Source organism: Bradyrhizobium sp. S3.2.6 (assembly GCF_040546885.1).
Classification (GTDB): Bacteria; Pseudomonadota; Alphaproteobacteria; order Rhizobiales; family Xanthobacteraceae; genus Bradyrhizobium; species Bradyrhizobium cytisi.
On record NZ_JBEPOS010000004.1, the window covers coordinates 129586 to 147520 of the forward strand.

Annotated in this window: 17 protein-coding genes; 5 read left to right on the top strand and 12 right to left on the bottom strand. The window is 64.2% G+C overall.

Annotated elements, in window-relative coordinates; all coding sequences use genetic code 11:
• Positions 1–26: 26 nt before the first annotated feature.
• The 3 genes from ABID58_RS10945 to ABID58_RS10955 all read right to left on the bottom strand — a co-directional run bounded on the left by ABID58_RS10945 (position 27) and on the right by ABID58_RS10955 (position 3826).
• Positions 27–1859, bottom strand: a complete 1833-nt coding sequence (locus ABID58_RS10945; RefSeq protein WP_354032638.1) for a tetratricopeptide repeat protein — start codon at positions 1857–1859, stop codon at positions 27–29.
• Between the two features lie 349 nt (positions 1860–2208).
• Positions 2209–2376 (bottom strand): 50S ribosomal protein L33, encoded by a 168-nt coding sequence (gene rpmG, locus ABID58_RS10950; RefSeq protein ID WP_007603295.1) that lies wholly within the window; start codon positions 2374–2376, stop codon positions 2209–2211.
• 124 nt (positions 2377–2500) lie between these two features.
• Entirely contained in the window at positions 2501–3826 is a 1326-nt protein-coding gene (locus tag ABID58_RS10955; RefSeq protein ID WP_354032639.1) for an LLM class flavin-dependent oxidoreductase, read from the bottom strand.
• 298 nt (positions 3827–4124) lie between these two features.
• Here ABID58_RS10955 and ABID58_RS10960 point away from each other — a divergent pair, with 298 nt between their 5' ends.
• Positions 4125–5483, top strand: coding sequence for a metallophosphoesterase family protein (locus ABID58_RS10960; RefSeq protein WP_354032640.1), 1359 nt, complete (start codon positions 4125–4127; stop codon positions 5481–5483).
• 27 nt (positions 5484–5510) lie between these two features.
• Here the strand turns inward: ABID58_RS10960 and ABID58_RS10965 are convergent, their stop codons facing one another.
• Genes ABID58_RS10965 through topA form a run of 4 tightly spaced genes read right to left on the bottom strand, consistent with a single transcriptional unit; the run spans position 5511 to position 11852 of the window.
• Positions 5511–6257 carry an NUDIX hydrolase gene (locus tag ABID58_RS10965; protein WP_354032641.1) on the bottom strand — a complete coding sequence of 249 codons (747 nt, stop codon included), beginning with the start codon at positions 6255–6257 and terminating at the stop codon, positions 5511–5513.
• A gap of 32 nt (positions 6258–6289) precedes the next feature.
• Positions 6290–6730 carry a DUF983 domain-containing protein gene (locus ABID58_RS10970; RefSeq protein ID WP_354032642.1) on the bottom strand — a complete coding sequence of 147 codons (441 nt, stop codon included), beginning with the start codon at positions 6728–6730 and terminating at the stop codon, positions 6290–6292.
• A complete protein-coding gene (gene rnr / locus ABID58_RS10975) occupies positions 6724–9075 on the bottom strand; it encodes a ribonuclease R (protein WP_354032643.1) in 2352 nt (783 codons plus the stop codon). The genes ABID58_RS10970 and rnr overlap by 7 nt, the downstream gene beginning before the upstream one ends.
• 8 nt (positions 9076–9083) lie before the next feature.
• Positions 9084–11852: a type I DNA topoisomerase gene (gene topA / locus ABID58_RS10980; protein WP_354032644.1), complete on the bottom strand. Its 2769-nt coding sequence runs from the start codon at positions 11850–11852 to the stop codon at positions 9084–9086.
• 217 nt (positions 11853–12069) lie between these two features.
• Between topA and ABID58_RS10985 the strand changes: the two genes are divergently transcribed.
• The gene (locus ABID58_RS10985) at positions 12070–12318 is read left to right on the top strand and encodes a hypothetical protein (RefSeq protein WP_148754901.1); all 249 of its coding nucleotides are present in this window, start codon (positions 12070–12072) and stop codon (positions 12316–12318) included.
• A gap of 207 nt (positions 12319–12525) precedes the next feature.
• Here the strand turns inward: ABID58_RS10985 and ABID58_RS10990 are convergent, their stop codons facing one another.
• The gene (locus tag ABID58_RS10990; RefSeq protein WP_354032645.1) at positions 12526–13080 is read right to left on the bottom strand and encodes a flavodoxin family protein; all 555 of its coding nucleotides are present in this window, start codon (positions 13078–13080) and stop codon (positions 12526–12528) included.
• A gap of 180 nt (positions 13081–13260) precedes the next feature.
• The gene (locus ABID58_RS10995) at positions 13261–13728 is read right to left on the bottom strand and encodes a winged helix-turn-helix transcriptional regulator (protein WP_354032646.1); all 468 of its coding nucleotides are present in this window, start codon (positions 13726–13728) and stop codon (positions 13261–13263) included.
• A 120-nt stretch (positions 13729–13848) separates the two neighbouring features.
• Here ABID58_RS10995 and ABID58_RS11000 point away from each other — a divergent pair, with 120 nt between their 5' ends.
• Positions 13849–14622: an SDR family oxidoreductase gene (locus ABID58_RS11000; protein ID WP_354032647.1), complete on the top strand. Its 774-nt coding sequence runs from the start codon at positions 13849–13851 to the stop codon at positions 14620–14622.
• A gap of 173 nt (positions 14623–14795) precedes the next feature.
• Complete coding sequence (locus ABID58_RS11005) at positions 14796–14978, top strand: hypothetical protein (protein WP_148754904.1); 183 nt, start codon at positions 14796–14798, stop codon at positions 14976–14978.
• Between the two features lie 68 nt (positions 14979–15046).
• Here ABID58_RS11005 and ABID58_RS11010 read toward each other — a convergent pair whose 3' ends face one another.
• On the bottom strand, positions 15047–15655 hold the full coding sequence (locus ABID58_RS11010) for an FMN-dependent NADH-azoreductase (RefSeq protein ID WP_354032648.1): 609 nt from the start codon (positions 15653–15655) through the stop codon (positions 15047–15049).
• A gap of 84 nt (positions 15656–15739) precedes the next feature.
• Here ABID58_RS11010 and ABID58_RS11015 point away from each other — a divergent pair, with 84 nt between their 5' ends.
• Positions 15740–16150, top strand: coding sequence for a winged helix-turn-helix transcriptional regulator (locus ABID58_RS11015; RefSeq protein WP_354032649.1), 411 nt, complete (start codon positions 15740–15742; stop codon positions 16148–16150).
• Here the strand turns inward: ABID58_RS11015 and dprA are convergent.
• Both dprA and ABID58_RS11025 read right to left on the bottom strand, forming a co-directional pair.
• Positions 16147–17289: a DNA-processing protein DprA gene (gene dprA, locus ABID58_RS11020; RefSeq protein ID WP_354032650.1), complete on the bottom strand. Its 1143-nt coding sequence runs from the start codon at positions 17287–17289 to the stop codon at positions 16147–16149. The genes ABID58_RS11015 and dprA overlap by 4 nt on opposite strands.
• A gap of 104 nt (positions 17290–17393) precedes the next feature.
• The gene (locus tag ABID58_RS11025) at positions 17394–17819 is read right to left on the bottom strand and encodes a DoxX family protein (RefSeq protein ID WP_148754908.1); all 426 of its coding nucleotides are present in this window, start codon (positions 17817–17819) and stop codon (positions 17394–17396) included.
• Positions 17820–17935: the final 116 nt, after the last annotated feature.

Below are 17935 nucleotides of genomic sequence, written 5' to 3' on the forward strand. Positions count from 1 at the left end.
CGCCCGTTGCCCGGCAATAGCCAGCGCTATCGTCGAGACGTGGCGCGCTGCGCCCGCCGTGCGGCGAGCTGCCTCTCGAGTTCGCGGCGAACGTCGTCCACCACGCTGGCCCAGTCGCCTCGCGTGGGCTGCCTGAACAGCTTCATCGACCGATACCACGGACTGTCGTCGCGGTTGAGCAGCCAGCGCCAGTCCGGGTTGAACGGCAGCATCGTCCAGACGGGGGCGCCCAGCGCGCCGGCGAGGTGAGCGACGCTGGTGTCGACCGAGATCACCAGATCGAGGCAGGACATCAGCGCCGCCGTTTCGCTGAAGTCCGTCAGATGTTCCGTGAGATCGACGATGTCACGGCGTTCGGCAAGGAAGGCCCGGTCCTGATCGCGGACGCCCTTTTGCAAGGAGACGAACTGGACGTCGCAATCGAGCAGCGGCGCAAGTGCGCGCAGCGCCATCGATCGATTGTGATCGTTCTTGTGATCGGGATTACCCGCCCAGACCAGACCGACGCGGAAGCGGGTGTGGGGACCAAGCCGGTCCTCCCACGCCTTCACGCGCGCTGCGGGAGGCGCGGGAATGTAGCCTTCCGCAAGCGGGATCGTATCCAGCCGCGTCTTGAACGCCAACGGCAGCGCTCCAAGCGGGCAGTGCAGGTCGAACGCCGGCGGAGACGACCGGCTAACACACTCTGCGACCCCGGCGATGCCGCCGAGACACTGCTGGATCGGAGGTTCGACCTCCAGGATGACCTTGGCTCCGAGCGCGGCCACCATCGGCACATAGCGGGCGAACTGAATTGCATCGCCCAGTCCCTCATCGGAGTGCAGCAAGATGGTCTTGCCTTCGAGCGGCTGGTCACCACGCCAAAGCGCTTGCGAAAAGCCGCGATCGACCAGGCCGACGGATGGAAGCCGCCAGCGCGCCTCGCGCGCAAGCCAGCCGCGCTCGAAATCGCCGGTCAGGAGCTGAAGCGTCGCCAGATAGAACAGCGTCTGCGCATCGTCGGGGGCAGCCGCCTGCGATCTCTGCAGGGTCGCGAACGCTTCATCCAGCAATTGCAGATGCAACAGGACCACGGCCTTGTTGTTGAGCACGGCATGAAAATCCGGGCGAAGCGCCAGCGCCCGATCGAAGCAGGCAAAGGCCTGTTCCAGTCGGCCAAATCGCCAATGCAGCAGGCCGAGATTGTTGTACGTCTCCGCGAGGCCCGGATCCAGCGCAATGGATGTTTCGTAGTCCGCTTGCGCTTCGTCGAACCGGTTTACGGCCGAAAGGCAAACGGCGCGCATTTGGTACAGGGCTGCGGAATTCCGATTCAGCTTCTCGGCTGTATTGAAGCATTCCAGCGCTTCCGCATGCCGGCCGAGTTCTAGCAGCAACATGCCGCAGTTTTGCGCTGGCTCCCAATATTGCGGATTCAGCGTCAGGGCCTGCTGGTAATGCAGCACAGCTTCGTCGCCCTGCGCGACTTGCCAGAGCAAGTTGCCGACGTGATTCCATAGGCCCGCATCATCGGGCTTGAGGCGCAAGGCTTGGCTGTAATGTTGCCGTGCGTCCTCGAGCCGACCCTGCCGCTCCAGGATCGTGGCGAGACTCAGGAGATACTCTGCCCTCGGCGCCTGCCGGACCGCGCGCCCGATCCATTCCACCGCGGCGTCGGGCTGCTGCGCGTGAAAGCAAATCACGCCCAGCAAGTGGAGAGCATCCGGGTGTTGCTCGTCCAGCGTCAGGGCCTGCTGGCAGCAAAGCTCGGCCTCGGCAATTCGTCCCGATTGAAGATGCGTGAAGCCGGTCTGGCTAAGCGCCGCCGGCGTCGCTTGTCCGGATGGCCTGGCCGTGGCCCGGCGCTCGCTGCGATTCATGAACGGCTGGAAATTGTCGCGCTCCGGGCTGATGACTTAGAGCGATGGAGGTCCTAGGAGCCTCGCAATTGAAGAGCGAGGCTACTCCTTCTAACCACGCCAGGATTTCGCGAGGCTGACGGCTCCTCGCCTATCATCGCGCTCCCGTGCCCCGGACGCAGCGCAGCGCGTCTTCAGCGGTGCGCTGCTGAGCCGGGGCCCATGTCTCCACATTCTGCCGTGTTGCTTGCTGGGTCCCGGCTCTGCGCAGCAGCGTTTCACGCTGCAGCGCGTCCGGGACATGAGGGAGCGGCCCAAACGAAAACGGGGCCCGCAAGGGCCCCGCAAACTCTTCAACGCTGCGCCGATCTTACTTGATCTTGGCTTCGCGGAATTCGACGTGCTTGCGCGCCACGGGATCGTACTTCTTCTTGACCAGCTTGTCGGTCATGGTGCGCGAATTCTTCTTGGCGACGTAGTAGAAGCCGGTGTCAGCCGAGGACACGAGCTTGACCTTGATGGTGACCGCTTTGGCCATGTTCTGAACCTCAGAATATTGGGGAATCTGGAGCCGGCCAAACGGCCCGCGTTGGCCGGCAACCTAGCCAGAAACCGCCTGATGTCAAGGTTTCACACGTCGAAAACCACTCGAATCGGGCCCATCAGGCCTCGAAGAACCGGTTTTTCGGTCGGGGAAGGCCCAGATTCTCCCTCAAAGTGGGCCCTTCATATTCTTTCCGGAAAATCCCGCGCCGCTGCAGCTCCGGGACGACCTTGTCGACGAAATCGTCGAGGCCGGCGGGCAGGAACGGGAACATGATGTTGAAGCCGTCGGAGCCGCGCCCGACCAGCCACTCCTCCATCTGGTCGGCGATGGCTTTCGCCGTGCCGACGAAGGCCAGCCCGCCGTAGCCGCCGACGCGCTGGGCGAGCTGGCGCACCGTGAGCTTGTCGCGCCTGGCGAGGTCGACCATGCGCTGCCGGCCGCTCTTGCTGGCGTTGGTTTCCGGGATGTCAGGCAGTTGCCCATCCGGATCGAAGCCGGAGGCATCGGTGCCGAGGATGACCGAGAGCGAGGCGATGGCGCTGTCATAGTGCACGCGGCTGTCGAGCAGAGCGCGCTTCTCCTTGGCTTCCTCGATGCTGTCGCCGACCACGACGAAAGCGCCGGGGAGAATCTTCAGATGCTCGGGATCGCGGCCGATCGTCTCCATGCGGCCCTTGATGTCGGCATAAAGCTTTTGCCCATCGGCAAGGCTGCCGCCGCCGGTGAAGACGGCTTCCGCCGTCTCGGCCGCGAGCTGCCTGCCGTCTTCCGAGGCGCCGGCCTGCACGATCAGCGGCCAGCCCTGCACGGGGCGGGCGATGTTGAGGGGGCCGCGCACCTTCAGATATTTGCCGTTGTGGTCGAGCACATGCATCTTCGAGGGATCGAAGAACAAGCCGCTGTCGACGTCACGCACGAAGGCGTCATCGGCGAAGGAGTCCCACAAGCCCGTGACGACGTCGTAGAATTCGCGGGCGCGCTTGTAGCGCTCGGCATGCTCCATGTGGTCGTCGAGGCCGAAATTCAGCGCCGCATCCGGGTTCGAGGTGGTGACGATGTTCCACCCCGCACGCCCGCCGCTGAGATGGTCGAGCGAGGCGAAGCGGCGTGCCACGTGATAGGGCTCGTCGAACGTGGTCGACCCGGTCGCGATCAGGCCGATGCGCTCGGTGACGGCCGACAGTGCCGACAGCAGCGTGAACGGCTCGAACGAGGTCACGGTGTGGCTGCGCTTGAGCGCATTGACCGGCATGTTCAGCACGGCGAGGTGATCGGCCATGAAGAAGGCGTCGAACTTGCCGGCCTCGAGCTTCCTGATCAGCGTCTTGATGTGGCCAAAATTGAAATTGGCGTCGGGCCAGGCCCCGGGATACCGCCACGCGCCGGTGTGGATGCTGATCGGGCGCATGAACGCGCCAAGCTTGAGTTGCCGTTGTGCCATCGCGCCCTAAATCCCGTTCTGGTGTCGTTGGGGAAGGACATAGGCACGCCGGGGAACTCCGCCATCGGGGAAGGCGGGAAGAATTTTTTGTTTTTCGCGATCTGCTCAGCACAATCCCGTCATTCCGGGGCGCCGCGTAGCGGAGAGCCCGGAATCCATCGGGCCGCAGAGACGGCAAACGAGATCGGGCGAGCGCTCAAGCTTCCCGCGCGCCGGTCCATAGAAGGCCTAGCCACGACCTGTTGCTACCCGTTCCGGAAATTGCCATCCTCGCGGCCGAACACCGCAATGGAAGGCCATGACCTCTGCGAACAATTCCATTCCCGCGATTCTATCGCGCGGCAAAGGCCATCAATTTCTCTTGTATGGCGATGCCTGTTCGGGCGTGCCGGGTGCACCGCACGAGAAGACCTTCGCCTCGGTCAACGCGGTCGTTCAACGCCTCAGACCGCAGCCTGAATTCATTCTGTTTCCGGGCGATGAGATCATTGGACTAACGCCGGATCCGGACGCGCTGCGCTCGCAGTGGCGATATTGGCTGGACACGGAAATGGCCTGGCTCGACCGTGCAGCCATTCCGATGTGGCACACAACCGGCAATCACACGACCTACGACGTGATGAGCGAGGCAGTGTTTCGCGCGGTACTGGACCTGCCGGACAATGGGCCTGCAGGGCAAGCCGGTCTCTCCTACTTCGTGCGGCGCGGCGACCTCGTGATGGTGTTCGTCAACACGCTCTGGAGCGGCCTTGGCGGTGAGGGCCATGTCGAGCTCGCGTGGCTGGAAGCAACGCTCAGAGAACATGGCGATGCCCGACATAAGCTCGTCCTTGGCCATCACCCGGTGTTTCCTGTCAACGGCTTTACGGGGACATATCAGCGCGAGATCGGCCACGAATACGCTCGCCCGTTTTGGGACATCCTGGTGAACGAAAACGTGCTTGCCTACCTGTGCAGCCACATCCTCGCCTTCGATGTGCAGGCGCATCGCGGTGTCCTGCAGATTTGCACTGCGGGCGCGGGAACGGCTCACAGGATGCCGGAAGGCGTCGAGTATCTGCATTGCGTTCAGGCCGCACTTGACGAGGAGGGCATGCGTTATCAGGTGCTCGATATCGACGGCGCCGTCAGGGAGAGGATGGAATGGCCGTTGCCCGATCCTGATCCCGCCAGGTGGAGAGAGCTGCCGCTCGGAGATGTCGATGCGCCGTTCAGCGGACTTGTGACGAGCGGACGTCGGATCGAGCTGAGACTGGTGGGGCAAGGCGCCGCGACCGATGTCGCGTCAGCCCAGACGATTTTTACAGCCTTCGCGCCTGGTTCGATCGCGCCGTTCTGGCTCGGGCTCCGGGGACCGAAGCAAACCCTGACGGCCATCGTTGGTCGTGAGCCGGGGCGCAGTCCGTCCTATTGGTTCGGACCCGATCTTCCAGCAGGCGACGGTTTCGATATTCACGTGACGATCTACCCGGATATGGGTCCCGGTGGTCTCCTGTACCGCGATCACAACTCTCCTCTTTGGTCGTCCTTCACTTCTGCGTCGGCGCAAGGCCTGGAGCAGCTTTCGTGGCCCCGGCATTGGGCGATCGGCCACGGACAAGGCGGCTGCGAAGACCGTGCCTTCAGAGGTGCGGCGCTGAGCTTGCTAATCGCGTGAGTGAGCTTAGTGAGATCGGTGGCTGGATCAGCTCAAAATATCCTTGTGCATCTTGCCGCCGTAGAAATGGAAGAACGGCACCGGCGCGTCGTGGCGCAGCGGGCCGGTGGCAAGGCGGGTATCGAGCTCGTTGAGCACATTCCGTGTCATGGGATGCAGATCGGCGAGCGGTTTTGAGCCGAGCTCGACCCAGACCAATTCGACCAGCTCCGCATCCGCATGGATCACGCCCTCGACGCGGTGGGTGATCGCCGACGCATCCGCCGTGAAGAAGCGCGTGTCGAACCGCTTGACGCGGCCGGGCGGGGTGATCGCGCGCGCGATCAGGAACAGGCTGGAAGGATCTGGCAGCAGGCCCGCATCCGCAAACGGCTTCCAGGCGCCTTCGAGCTTGGCCTTGCCTTCGCTCTTGCGCCCCAAGCAGAGACCGGTCTCCTCGCAGGCCTCGCGGATCGCGGCGATGGCTAGCGATTTTGCGCGCGAGGCCGGGGTCTTCGGGCTGCCCTTGGCGAGATTGGTCTCTAGCTGCGTGGTGATGGGGGCCGCGACTGGCACGCGATAATCATCCTTGTCGACGCGGCCGCCGGGGAAGACGAATTTGCCGGGCATGAACACCACCTTGTCGTGGCGCTTGCCGACCAGGACCTTTGGAACGGTGCCGCTGCGATCGACCAGGATCAGCGTCGCGGCATCCCGGGGACGGAAATAGGGATGGTGATCGGCTTCCTTCTGATCGTGGACCTCAGCCTTTTCGTCCTGCGCAATATCCGTCATGTCCTCACCCAAACCGCTTTTATTTATTTTGCTTACACCGGCGGAATACCATCCGGCGGGTTGTCGTCAAACCCGTGCATGCGCAGAGCCCATTGCAAGCCGACCACAGCTCCCTTCACGGGCTGCAACAGGGCGAGCGAGGCGAAGAAGGTGAAGGGCAAATAGGCCGCGAAGGTCAGCCAGACCGGCGTCGTGTAATTGGTCTCGATCCACAAGATGCTCGGCACGGTGATGTGGCCGACGATGACGATCACGAGATAGGGGGGCAAATCGTCGGCGCGATGCGGCGTGAAGTCGAGGCCGCATTTCGCGCAATTGTCCGCCGTCTTCAGGAAGGCGCGGAACAGTTTTCCCTCGCCGCACCGCGGGCAGCGGCCGCGAAAGCCGCGCTTCATCGCCGCCCAGAGATCGCGCTTCTCGACGAGGCCGGTCTCGCGCGTCCAGATCTTTGGGGCTGTGCTCATGGTCACCATGCCTTGCCCTTCTGTCCCCCGCCTTTGCCCTTGCTCTTTCCTTTGTCCTTCTTGCCGGGCTTTCGCTTCGGCGGCTTGTGTTTTTTGTCCGGGCTGCGTCCGGGATGTGCCTTGAACGCGGGACGGCGTTGCGGACCAGGTTGCCTGCGGTCGCGCGGCGCGGTCTCGCTGGATGACGACAGCAGCTCGAAACGCAGCGCGCCTGCGATGGGAGCTGCCTCGATCAGGCGGACATCAACGACGTCGCCGAGCTGGTACATGGTGCGGCTGCGGGTGCCGACCAGCGCGTGGCGGCCCTCGTCATAGTTGAAATATTCCGTGCCAAGGGATCGGATCGGGATCAGTCCGTCGGCGCCGGTTTCAGCGAGTTTGACAAAGAGCCCGGCGCGCGTGACGCCGGAGACGCGGCCCTGAAAACTTGCGCCGATGCGGTCGGCGAGATGGTGCGCGATCAGACGGTCGACGGTCTCGCGCTCGGCCTTCATCGCGCGCCGCTCGGTCAGCGAAATGTGGGCGGCGACTTCGCCGAGCGATTCCGCCGTGTCGCTGTCGGGCAGGGCGCCTTCGCCGAGGCCAAGTGCGCGGACCAGCGCGCGGTGCACGACGAGGTCGGCATAGCGGCGGATCGGCGAGGTGAAATGCGCATAACGGCGCAAATTCAGGCCGAAATGACCGTAATTCTCGGATGAATATTCCGCCTGCGCCTGCGCGCGCAGCACGACTTCGCTGACCAGCGGGAAGTGGTCGTGGCCTTCGAGCTGCGCCAGCACGCGGTTGAACAGAGCGGGGCGCAACGCGCCGCCTTTGGCGAAGGGGACGTCGAGTGTCTGCAAAAACTCCGAGAGCGCGTGGACCTTCTCCAACGTCGGCTCGTCATGCACGCGGTAGATCAGCGGGAGCGATTTCTTCTCGAGCATTTCCGCCGCCGCGACGTTGGCGAGGATCATGAACTCCTCGATCAGCTTGTGCGCATCGAGCCTGTCAGGGACGACGACACGATCGACGGTGCCGTCGCTCTTGAGCAGAATCTTGCGCTCGGGCAGATCGAGATTGAGCGGATCGCGCTCGTCGCGGGCGCGCTTGACGCAGGCGTAAGCCGCGTAGAGCGGCCTCAGGATCGTATCGAGCAGGGGGCCGGTGGTGTCGTCCGGCCGGCCGTCAATCGCAGCTTGCGCCTGTGCGTAGCTCAGCTTCGCGGCCGAGCGCATCAGGACGCGATGGAATGAGTGCGAACGCTTGCGGCCGTCAGGCGCAATGATCATCCGCACCGCGAGCGCGCCGCGCGGCTCGCCCGGCACCAGCGAGCACAGATTGTTGGAGATGCGCTCGGGCAGCATCGGCACGACGCGGTCGGGGAAATAGACCGAGTTGCCGCGGTCGAGCGCATCGCGGTCGAGCGCGGTGCCCGGCCGCACGTAGAAGCTCACATCCGCGATGGCGACATCGACGATGAAGCCGCCCTTGTTGTTCGGATCGGGATCCACTTGCGCGTGCACTGCGTCGTCGTGATCCTTGGCGTCAGGCGGATCGATGGTGACGAGCGGGACGTCGCGCCAGTCCTCGCGCCCTTTCAGGTTCGCCGGTTCCGCCGCTTCCGCCTCGCGCTCCGCGGCGGAGGAGAATTGCAGCGGAATATCGTGGGCGTAAATCGCGATCAGGCTGATCGCCTTCTCCGACTTGACCGAGCCGAGCTTCTCCTTGACCCGGCCGGAGGCGAGCCCAAAGGCGCGGGAGCGGACGATATCGACGCTGACGAGGTCGCCGTCCTGCGCGCCGTGCGCGTCAGCGGCTGCGATGTTCAGCTCGCGGTCGGCGGACTTCTTGTCGACCGGGATCAGCCGTCCGCCGCCTTCAGGCAGGCTGCGGAACACGCCGAGGATGCGGCTCTTGGTCTTGTCGAAGACCTTGATGATGTGGCCGCGATAGGCCGGGCCTTCGGTCTCATCCGAGCGCTCGACCCGCAGCAGCGCGCGGTCGCCGATTCCGGCTGCGGTGCCGGGCTTTGGCCGGCGTTGCATTACGATGAGGATTTTTGGCGGCTCGCCGCTTTCGACCTCGTCCCATTCGGTGGGGGAGGCGATCAGCTCGCCGTCAGCGTCGCGGCCGGTGATATCGGCGACCAGCGTCGGCGGCAGGCTGTCCGGCTCGGAAACCTTGTGGCGTTTTTTCTTGATGGTGCCGTCGTCGGCAAGCTCGCGCAGCAGGCGCTTGAGCTCGATGCGATCGGCGTTCTTCAGGCCGAACTCGCGCGCAATCTCGCGGGTCCCGACGTTTCCATGATTTGCCTTGATGAAGGCGACGATGGCGCTCCTGTCGGGAAAGCCATGGTCATTCTTGCGTTTCACTTAACCTCTTAAGTCGTGCCGGCACTTTTCTTGGCCGGAGCTTTGGCGGCGGACACCTTGGTCGGCGACGTCTTGACTGCTGAAGTCTTGGCGGTCGACGGCACGGCGGCGCGCGCCTTGCTGGTGGATTCGGATTTGGTTTTGGCCGCCTTCTTCGCGGCCGGTTTCTTCTTCGGCGCGACCTCGGCGCCATCCGCAGTCTTCGCTGCAGTCTTCTCTGCAGTTTTCTTGGCCTTGGCCGGCTTCGCCGCCTTCCTGGGCTTCTTGCCGCCGCCCTTGGCCGCGCGCTCGTCGATCAGCGCGATCGCCTGCGGCAGCGTCACGGTGTCCTTTTCGAACTCCGCGGGGATCGTCGCGTTGACGCCGCCCGCGGTGACATAGGCGCCGTAACGGCCGCTCTTCACGGTGACGGTGCCGAGCGTCGGATGGTCGCCGATAGTCTTGCCGGGATCGGCACCGAAGCGTCGGCTTGGACCCTTGGCGACCTTCTCGGCGATCAGCGTGACCGCGCGATTGAGGCCGATGTCGAACACTTCATCGCCGGCTTCTAAGCTGGCGTAGGTCTTCTCGTGCTTCACGAATGGCCCGAAGCGACCGAGGCCGGCGGTGATCGGCTCACCGGTCTCAGGATGCTTGCCGATCTCGCGCGGCAGCGACAACAGCTTCAGCGCAAGCTCGAGATCGACATCGCCGGGCGAGGTGCCCTTCGGGATGCCCGCGCGCTTCGGCTTCTCGCCTTCCTCATAATCCTTCTGCTCGCCGAGCTGGATGTAGGGACCAAAGCGGCCGGCCTTGACCCAGACGTCGCGACCGGTGTCGGGATCCTGGCCGAGCGAACGGTCCGCGGTGGTCTCGCTGTCGGCGGCGAGCTGACGGGTGTAGCGGCACTCCGGATAGTTCGAACAGCCGACGAAGGCGCCGAACTTGCCGGCCTTCAGGTTCAGCCGGCCGTTGCCGCAGCTCGGGCACTGCCGGATGTCGCCGCCATCGGTGCGGGGCGGATAGATGTGCTGTCCGAGCAGGTCGTCGAGCACGTCCAGCACCTGGGCGACGCGCAGATCCTTGATCTCGTCGACGGCACCGATGAAGCCGGTCCAGAAATCCTTTAGCACCTGCTGCCATGAGATCTCGTTGTTGGAGATGCGGTCGAGCTGCTCCTCCAGATTGGCCGTGAAGTCGTATTCGACGTAGCGGCTGAAGAAGCTTTCGAGGAACGCGACCACGACGCGGCCCTTGTCCTCGCCATGCAGGCGCTTCTTCTCCAGCTTGACGTAGCCGCGGTCCTTCAGAACCTGGAGGATCGAGGCATAGGTCGAGGGCCGGCCGATGCCGAGCTCTTCCATGCGCTTGACCAGCGACGCCTCAGAGAAGCGCGGCGGCGGCTCGGTGAAATGCTGGGTGACGGACAGCGACTGCCGCTTGAGCGCGTCTTTCGGGCTCATCGCCGGGAGGCGGCGTGAGTCTTCGTCCTCCTCGTCGTCGCGGCCTTCCTGGTAGAGCGCCAGAAAACCGTCGAACTTGACGACCTGGCCGGTGGCGCGCAGCTCCAGCGTGCGGGCGCCGGCCTTCGCTGTGATGTCGACGGTGGTGCGCTCGAGCTCGGCCGATTCCATCTGGCTCGCGATGGTGCGCTTCCAGATCAGCTCGTAGAGCCGCGCCTGATCGGCGTCGAGCTTGCGGCTCATGCTGGCGGGACGGCGCGACATGTCGGTCGGGCGGATCGCTTCGTGCGCTTCCTGGGCGTTCTTGGCCTTGGCCTGGTACTGGCGTGGGGCGTCCGGCACGTAGGCATTGCCGTAATCCTCGCCGATCACCTTGCGCGCCTGGGTGATCGCGGACGGATCGATCTGCACGCCGTCGGTACGCATATAAGTAATGAGTCCGGTGGTCTCGCCGCCGATGTCGATGCCTTCATAAAGGCGCTGCGCGATGCGCATGGTGTGCGCGGGCGCAAAGCCGTATTTGCGGCTGGCTTCCTGCTGCAGCGTCGAGGTGGTGAAGGGCGCCTGCGGATTGCGCCGGGCCGGCTTCGCGTCGACCGCGGTCACGGCGTAGCTGGCTGTTTCCAGCGCCTTCTTGAAGTTTTCGGCTTCCGCGCCGGTGCCGATGTCGAGACGCTGGATCTTCTTGCCGTCGGCGCCGACCAGGCGGGCCTCGAAGGTGTCGCCGCGCGGCGTCAGCAGGGTCGCGATCAGCGACCAGTATTCGCGGGCAACGAATTTCTCGATCTCGAGCTCGCGGTCGCAGACCAGACGCAGCGCCACCGACTGGACACGGCCGGCCGAGCGGGCGCCCGGCAGCTTGCGCCACAGCACGGGGGAGAGCGTGAAGCCGACCAGATAGTCCAGTGCGCGGCGCGCCATATAGGCGTCGACCAGTGCGCCGTCGATCTGGCGCGGATGCTTCATCGCGTCCGTGACCGCCTGCTTGGTGATCGCATTGAACACCACGCGCTCGATCTTGTGGTCCTTCAGCGCGCGTTTTTCTTTCAGCACCTCCAGCACGTGCCAGGAGATGGCCTCGCCCTCGCGATCAGGGTCGGTCGCCAGAATCAGGCGGTCGGCGCCCTTCAGGGACCTGGCGATGTCGTTGAGCCGGCCGGCCGCCTTGGGGTCAATCTCCCAGATCATCTTGAAATTGGCGTCGGGATCGACGGAACCGTTCTTTGCGGGAAGGTCGCGGACATGGCCGAACGAGGCCAGAACCTCATAGGACGAGCCCAAATACTTGTTGATCGTCTTGGCTTTCGCCGGCGACTCCACAATGACGATATTCATGTAGTTCCAGTAACTTACGGGGAAATATAGGGCCGAAATCGACGAGATTCGGGTCGGCCGTTTCGACCCGAACATGGGTGGTGAGGCCCTCGCTGTCAAATCGAAGGGTGTTGAAGCCCAGCGAAATGGGAAAAGTTTCATATCGAGAAAGTTGCAAACTACCACCTTGGAGTTGCGGCCGATGTAGGCGTAATGTCCCCAGCGGGCATGGATTCGGATGGGGCTGGTGGCAAAGCCAGGAAAGAAACGGGCGCGCGCCGCATCAGGCGTGCGGGGAGGCTCGCGCAACGAGGAACCGGGGGAGGGCGGGGTCGATGAAGCCGTGGGCTTCATCGCCGAGCAGGCGGGCGCGCTGCGCAAGCTCGCCGAGCGCCACAAGCTCGACGTGCTGCATTATCTCTTAGGCATGACCAAGCTCGAGGCCGACGAGCACCTGCGCCTGCGGAGCAAGCGCAAGCTGTCGTGAGGCGCGGCGGTGCGAGACTTGAGCGCGCCGCTGTCCGACCGTCATCCCCGCGCGAGCGCGCAGCGCTCGTCGCTGGAGGCACGAGTGGCGCGATGCGAAGCATCGCGCCGGGAGCCTCGAAGGATGAACGGCCGAGATGCAGCCGGGCCGTCGTCCTTCGAGGCTCGTCCTGCTTCGCATGACGAGCACCTCAGGATGACGGTGCGGTCAGCCGTTGCGCCCAGCCATCTTCGCCAATCGCTGGCCGAGATATGCGGCGGTGCTGATGTCGCTCTGAGGCAGGGCGCCGTCGACCAAATGTGTCGCCAGGCCAAGCTGGCTGCCCAGGCGATTGCGGCCGCTCGGATCCTCTCCGCCCGGGAGATCCAGCCCGCACCAGAGCATGCCGTGCTGGGCAGCCAGGATGGAAAAGTAGGTGAGCGTGTGGAGTTGATCGCCGCTTGCACACGCGCCGGTCGTGAATCCGCCCGCGATCTTGTTGGCCCATCGCTGCTGGCTCCATCGATCACTTGAAGCGTCTGCGAAGGCTTTGAATTGGGCTGCTGGTCCGCCCATGTAGGTCGGGCTGCCAAACGCGACTGCCTCGGCACGGTCGATCGTTTCCAGCAGGCCCTCATTCTGGAAACGGCCTGACACGATGTCGTCGCCGGTGATCTGACACAGCGCGATCTCCGTCATTCCAGCCGCACCGCGCGCCATCGCATGCGCCAGCCTCTCGGTGGTGCCGGAGATTGAAAAGTAGACGATGGCGAGCAGGGGCATGGTGGCGCCACTTTGCGGTATCTCGTCATCTTCGACGCCGTCTACCTTTTGTACAAGTCCCCCCGCGTCGTCATTGCGAGCGCAGCGAAGCAATCCAGACTGTCTCCGCGGTGGCAGTCTGGATTGCTTCGTCGCAAGGGCTCCTCGCAATGACGGGTGTGGTGACGCTGTCTGCCATCATCAAGCCGATCTTCGCCGCGGCGCCGGCCGCGGTTTCAAGGTGATATCGGCCAGGCTGAGCAATCGTCCATCCTCGGCGTGCAGCTCGAGCTTCTTCACGGCGCGGCCTTTCGCGCGATCGACCATGATGGTGTCGATCTCCTCAGGCGTATCGTCGAACTCCTCGCTCCATTGCCGGAGCGCGACCAGGATCGGGAAGAGGCCGCGTCCCTTCGGCGTCAGCACGTATTCGTGGTAAGCGCTGCCGTCGGAGGCGGGGGCGGTCGCCAGAATGCCGTGCTCGACCATTGATCGCAGCCGCACTGACAAGATGTTCTTGGCCATGCCGAGCTTGTTCTGAAACTCGCCGAAGCGGCTCAGGCCGAGCATCGCTTCGCGGATGATCAGAAGCGTCCACCAATCGCCGATCGCCTCCAGCGATCGCGCGACCGGGCAACCGTCACCCTCAAAACTCGTTCGTTTCACCATCGTCGTAGTCCTGTCGCATTCGCCCGATTTTGGCGCTGATCACGCGCTTGTGTGGTTGCATAATAAAACTATCTGCCCTAGACGCAATATAGTTTTATAATGCAACCACTGGAGACGAGCGTGAGGCTGAAGAGCAAGACGGCGCTGATTACCGGCGGCAATAGCGGCATTGGACTGGCAACGGCAAAGCTGTTCGTGGCCGAGGGCGCCAAGGTGATCATCACCGGGCGCAACAAGGAGACGCTGGAGGCCGCCGCGAAGGAGCTCGGTCCTAACGCGCTCGCAGTCGCGGCCGACGCGACCGACATCGCCGCGACGGAAGCCGCGATCAAGCAGGGCGCCGAGAAGTTCGGCAAGCTCGACATCGTGTTCGCCAATGCCGGCATCCCCGGCGGCACGCCGCTGGGATCGGCAACGCTCGAGACCTTCGAGAAGGTCATCAGCACCAATCTCACCGGCGTGTTCTTCACCGTGCAGTCGGCGCTGCCCTATCTCAACGATAACGCCTCGATCATCCTGAACGGTTCGGTGATCTCCGTGCTCGGCATTCCCGGTTACTCGGCTTACGGCGCGGCGAAGGCCGGCGTGCGGGCGATGGCGCGGATCATGGCCTCGGAACTGTCGCCGCGCGGAATCCGCGTGAATGTCGTTGCGCCGGGTGCGATCCGCACGCCGATCTGGGGCGCGGCGATCGCAACACCCGAAGCGGAGAAGGCGTTCGAGAAGCGCATCGGACTATCGACGCCGTTGGGACGCATTGGTGAACCGGATCACATTTCGAAGACGGTGTTGTTCCTCGCTTCCGAAGACGCCGCGCATATTCAAGGGCAGGAGATCTTCGTCGACGGCGGCGCGGTTGCTTCGCCAGCCGGCGCGCCGATCTATCGCGGTTGATCGACGTTTGCGAAAATTGAATCGGTCGGCGCGCGAGACACGGTTGCGCCGGCCGGTTCCCACACCTGGCGAGACGTATTTTCTGAAGCTTGCGTGATGCATTGAACCTTCGCGCGTGCTGCCAAGACATTTCTACGGGCAGAGGTCATAAGACCCATTTAAGGGAGCCCCTGATGCCAAAGGCAGCTCGCATTTATTCTCCGATTTCAGCACCGCGTATTTACACCGAACGTTCCGCAGTTCCTGCCAAGCGCTCCGACACGTCCGAGTTCATTGGGGTCGCCATCTTCTCCGGCATCGGGCTTTTCATCTCGCTCCTTGCCGTGATCCTGGGTGTGCAGGGCGCCTGGTTTTAGCTTCGCGGACACGCGCCGGTCCATCAGCCGCCGCAGACGCTTTGGCGGCTGATGGTGTCGGCGTGGCCTCAGGCCGCGCGCAGGTTCGTCGCCGCCTGGAGCGCGCCGGCCAGCGCCTTCTCGCGATGCTCCGGGCCGACCTGGATGCCGTCGGCGACGATGAATTCGGGGCTCGTGATACCCATGAAAGCGAACACGCCGCGCAAATAGGTTTCGAGATGCTCGAGCGAGGCGGCAGGCGTGCCCGGGCCGTAATAGCCGCCGCGCGAGATCGCCACGATCACGCGCTTGCCGCCGGCGAGACCCTGCGGACCATTCGCGTCATATTTGAACGTCTTCCCCGCCACCAAGACGCGGTCGATCCAAGCTTTGAGCTGGCTAGGAATCGTAAAATTGTACATCGGCGCCCCGATCACGACGATGTCGGCATCGAGGAACTCGTTCAGCACGGCCGCGCTCGCGGCAAGGTCAGGTCCGAGTTCCGCAGGCGCCGGTGCGCCTTGCGCGGCGGCGAGATGCGACCCCGAGAGGTGGGCGAGCGGGGTCTGGGTCAGGTCGCGATAGACGAGGTCGAGCGAGGGCGTGGCCTGCCGCAGTCGGTCGACGATGGCGGCGGACACCTGCCTGGAGACGGAGTGGGGGCCGAGCACGCTGGAGTCGAGATGGAGGAGTTTCATTGGGGGTCACCTATGGTATAGATTTGTAACCCGCACTACATGAGTGACTATCAAATTCCCCGCAAGAACGCACTTTTTTGAGCCATGGGCACATCTTTGAGACCTGCACACACCGATTTGCCTGAGCCCCGGAGGCCGGATCCGAACCATGCGGACTGCCGCGGCGTAGCCTCGATCCTTGCGCGCGTCGGCGACAAATGGAGCGTGTTCGTCATCATGATGCTGAGCGACGGGCCCAAGCGCTTCAATGAGCTGAAGCGCATGATCAACGGTATCTCGCAGCGGATGCTGACATTGACGCTGCGTGGCCTGGAGCGCGACGGCCTCGTCACGCGCACGATCTTCCCGACCATTCCGCCGCGCGTCGATTACGAGCTGACCGATCTCGGTCGCGGGCTGCAGGAGCCAGTGAAGGCGCTGGGCGAATGGGCGATCGCGCATCAGGAGCAGATCGCATCGGCACGCACGCGCTTCGACGAGCGCAACGGCGGCTAAAGCAGCGAGACCAATCCGCCGCCGTGACGTTCGAGCCGGCCGGCGAGCTCGAGCTCCAACAGCACCGTGCGCACGATCGCGGGCGAGGCGCCGGACATCCGCACGAGATCGTCGACCGTAACAGGCGTGGGGCCGAGCAAGCCCGTGATCTGGTCGCGGTCATGTCCTTGCGGATCGTTCTCGAACGGCTCGCTGTCGGGTTCGCTCATCGGATGCATCGACGGCCGCTCCATGATCGGTGCGACCGCGTTGACGATGTCGGCGGCTTCGGTCACGAGGGTCGCCCCTTGCTTGAGCAGATCGTTGGTGCCGGCGGCGCGCGGATCGAGCGGAGAGCCGGGGACTGCGAACACCTCGCGGCCCTGTTCGGCGGCCATGCGCGCGGTGATCAGCGAGCCCGAGCGGTGCGCGGCTTCCACCACGACCACGCCGAGCGAAGCGCCGGAGATCAGCCGGTTGCGGCGGGGAAAGTCGCGGGCGCGCGGCTCGTGGCCGAGCGGCATTTCGGAGATCGCAGCGCCCCGGTGATCGAGGATCGCGGTGAGCAGATCGCCATGCTCGGGCGGATAGATGCAGTCGTGGCCGCCGGCGAGCACCGCGACCGTGCCGCTTGCGACGCTGGCGCGATGGGCGGCCTGATCCACGCCGCGCGCGAGCCCCGAGATGACGATGAAGCCGGTTTCACCGAGCTCGCGCGCGAGCTGGCCGGCAAACTTCAAGCCCGCGCCGGAGGCATTTCTCGATCCGACGATCGCGATCATCGGACGCATGAGCGTTGCGTTGTCACCGCGCACGGCGAGCAGAGGCGGTGCATCGTCGAGCGTCGCGAGCCGCGCCGGATAGCCGTTCTCGCCAGGCGCGAGCCAGGCGATGCCGAGCTTGCGGCTTGCGGCGAGCTCGGCCTTGGCTTCATCCACGCTGCAGATGCGCCCCGATCGCGCCGCACCGCCGCGGCGCGCCAGATCCGGCAGCCGCTCCAGCGCGGCCCGCGCCGTGCCGAAGTGATCGACCAGCGATCGGAACGTGCGCGGCCCGACATTGTCCGAGCGGATCAGCCGCAGGCGGTCGGTCCTGTCAGCCTCAGTCAGTTCTACGCTCGGATTGATGGCGTCCACGGCGTCTCCTTGTGGGCGCAGCATGGAACAACCTGAGGGCGTGGGCAACAGGGGGGAGCTCGATCGCGGTCAAAAGCACAACCGGGAAGACCCGCCGCGGTCGACGGGTCCTCTCCAAGCTCGTCCGGTTAACGTGCGTGCGCCGCCTGAACGGCACCGACGCTGCCACGCAAGAGGCGTGCGTCAAGGCTGAACGCACCAGCGCCGAAGGCATAGATCTGAAGCAGTCCGCCCGCCATCATCACGTTCTTGAGGAAATGGATCATCTGATTCTGATCGGCAAAGTTGTTGTGGAACGAGACCCCGGCAGCCACCGAGAAGATGGCGAGCGCCAGCGCGACCGAGCGGGCCTGATAGCCTGCGATCAGCAAGAGACCGCCACCGAGTTCGACCAGAACTGCGATCGCATAAGCCACCGGCGGCACCGGTAATCCAGCAGAGGCGATGTAGGCGGTCGTCGCACCATAAGCGGCGAGCTTGCCGAAGCCGCTCATTGCAAACGGGAGGCCGATCATCAGCCGGCCAACGAGGGAAGCATAACGGGTCGTATCCATGGTAGTCGCTCCTGTGCTTGGTTGAGGTCCGACGGCGGTGACGCATCAGCGTCTGCCGTTTGGAAGAAGTTGCGTCGCGGGCCTTCGTTGTGGCCTCACGGTGGCGCTTTTGAATT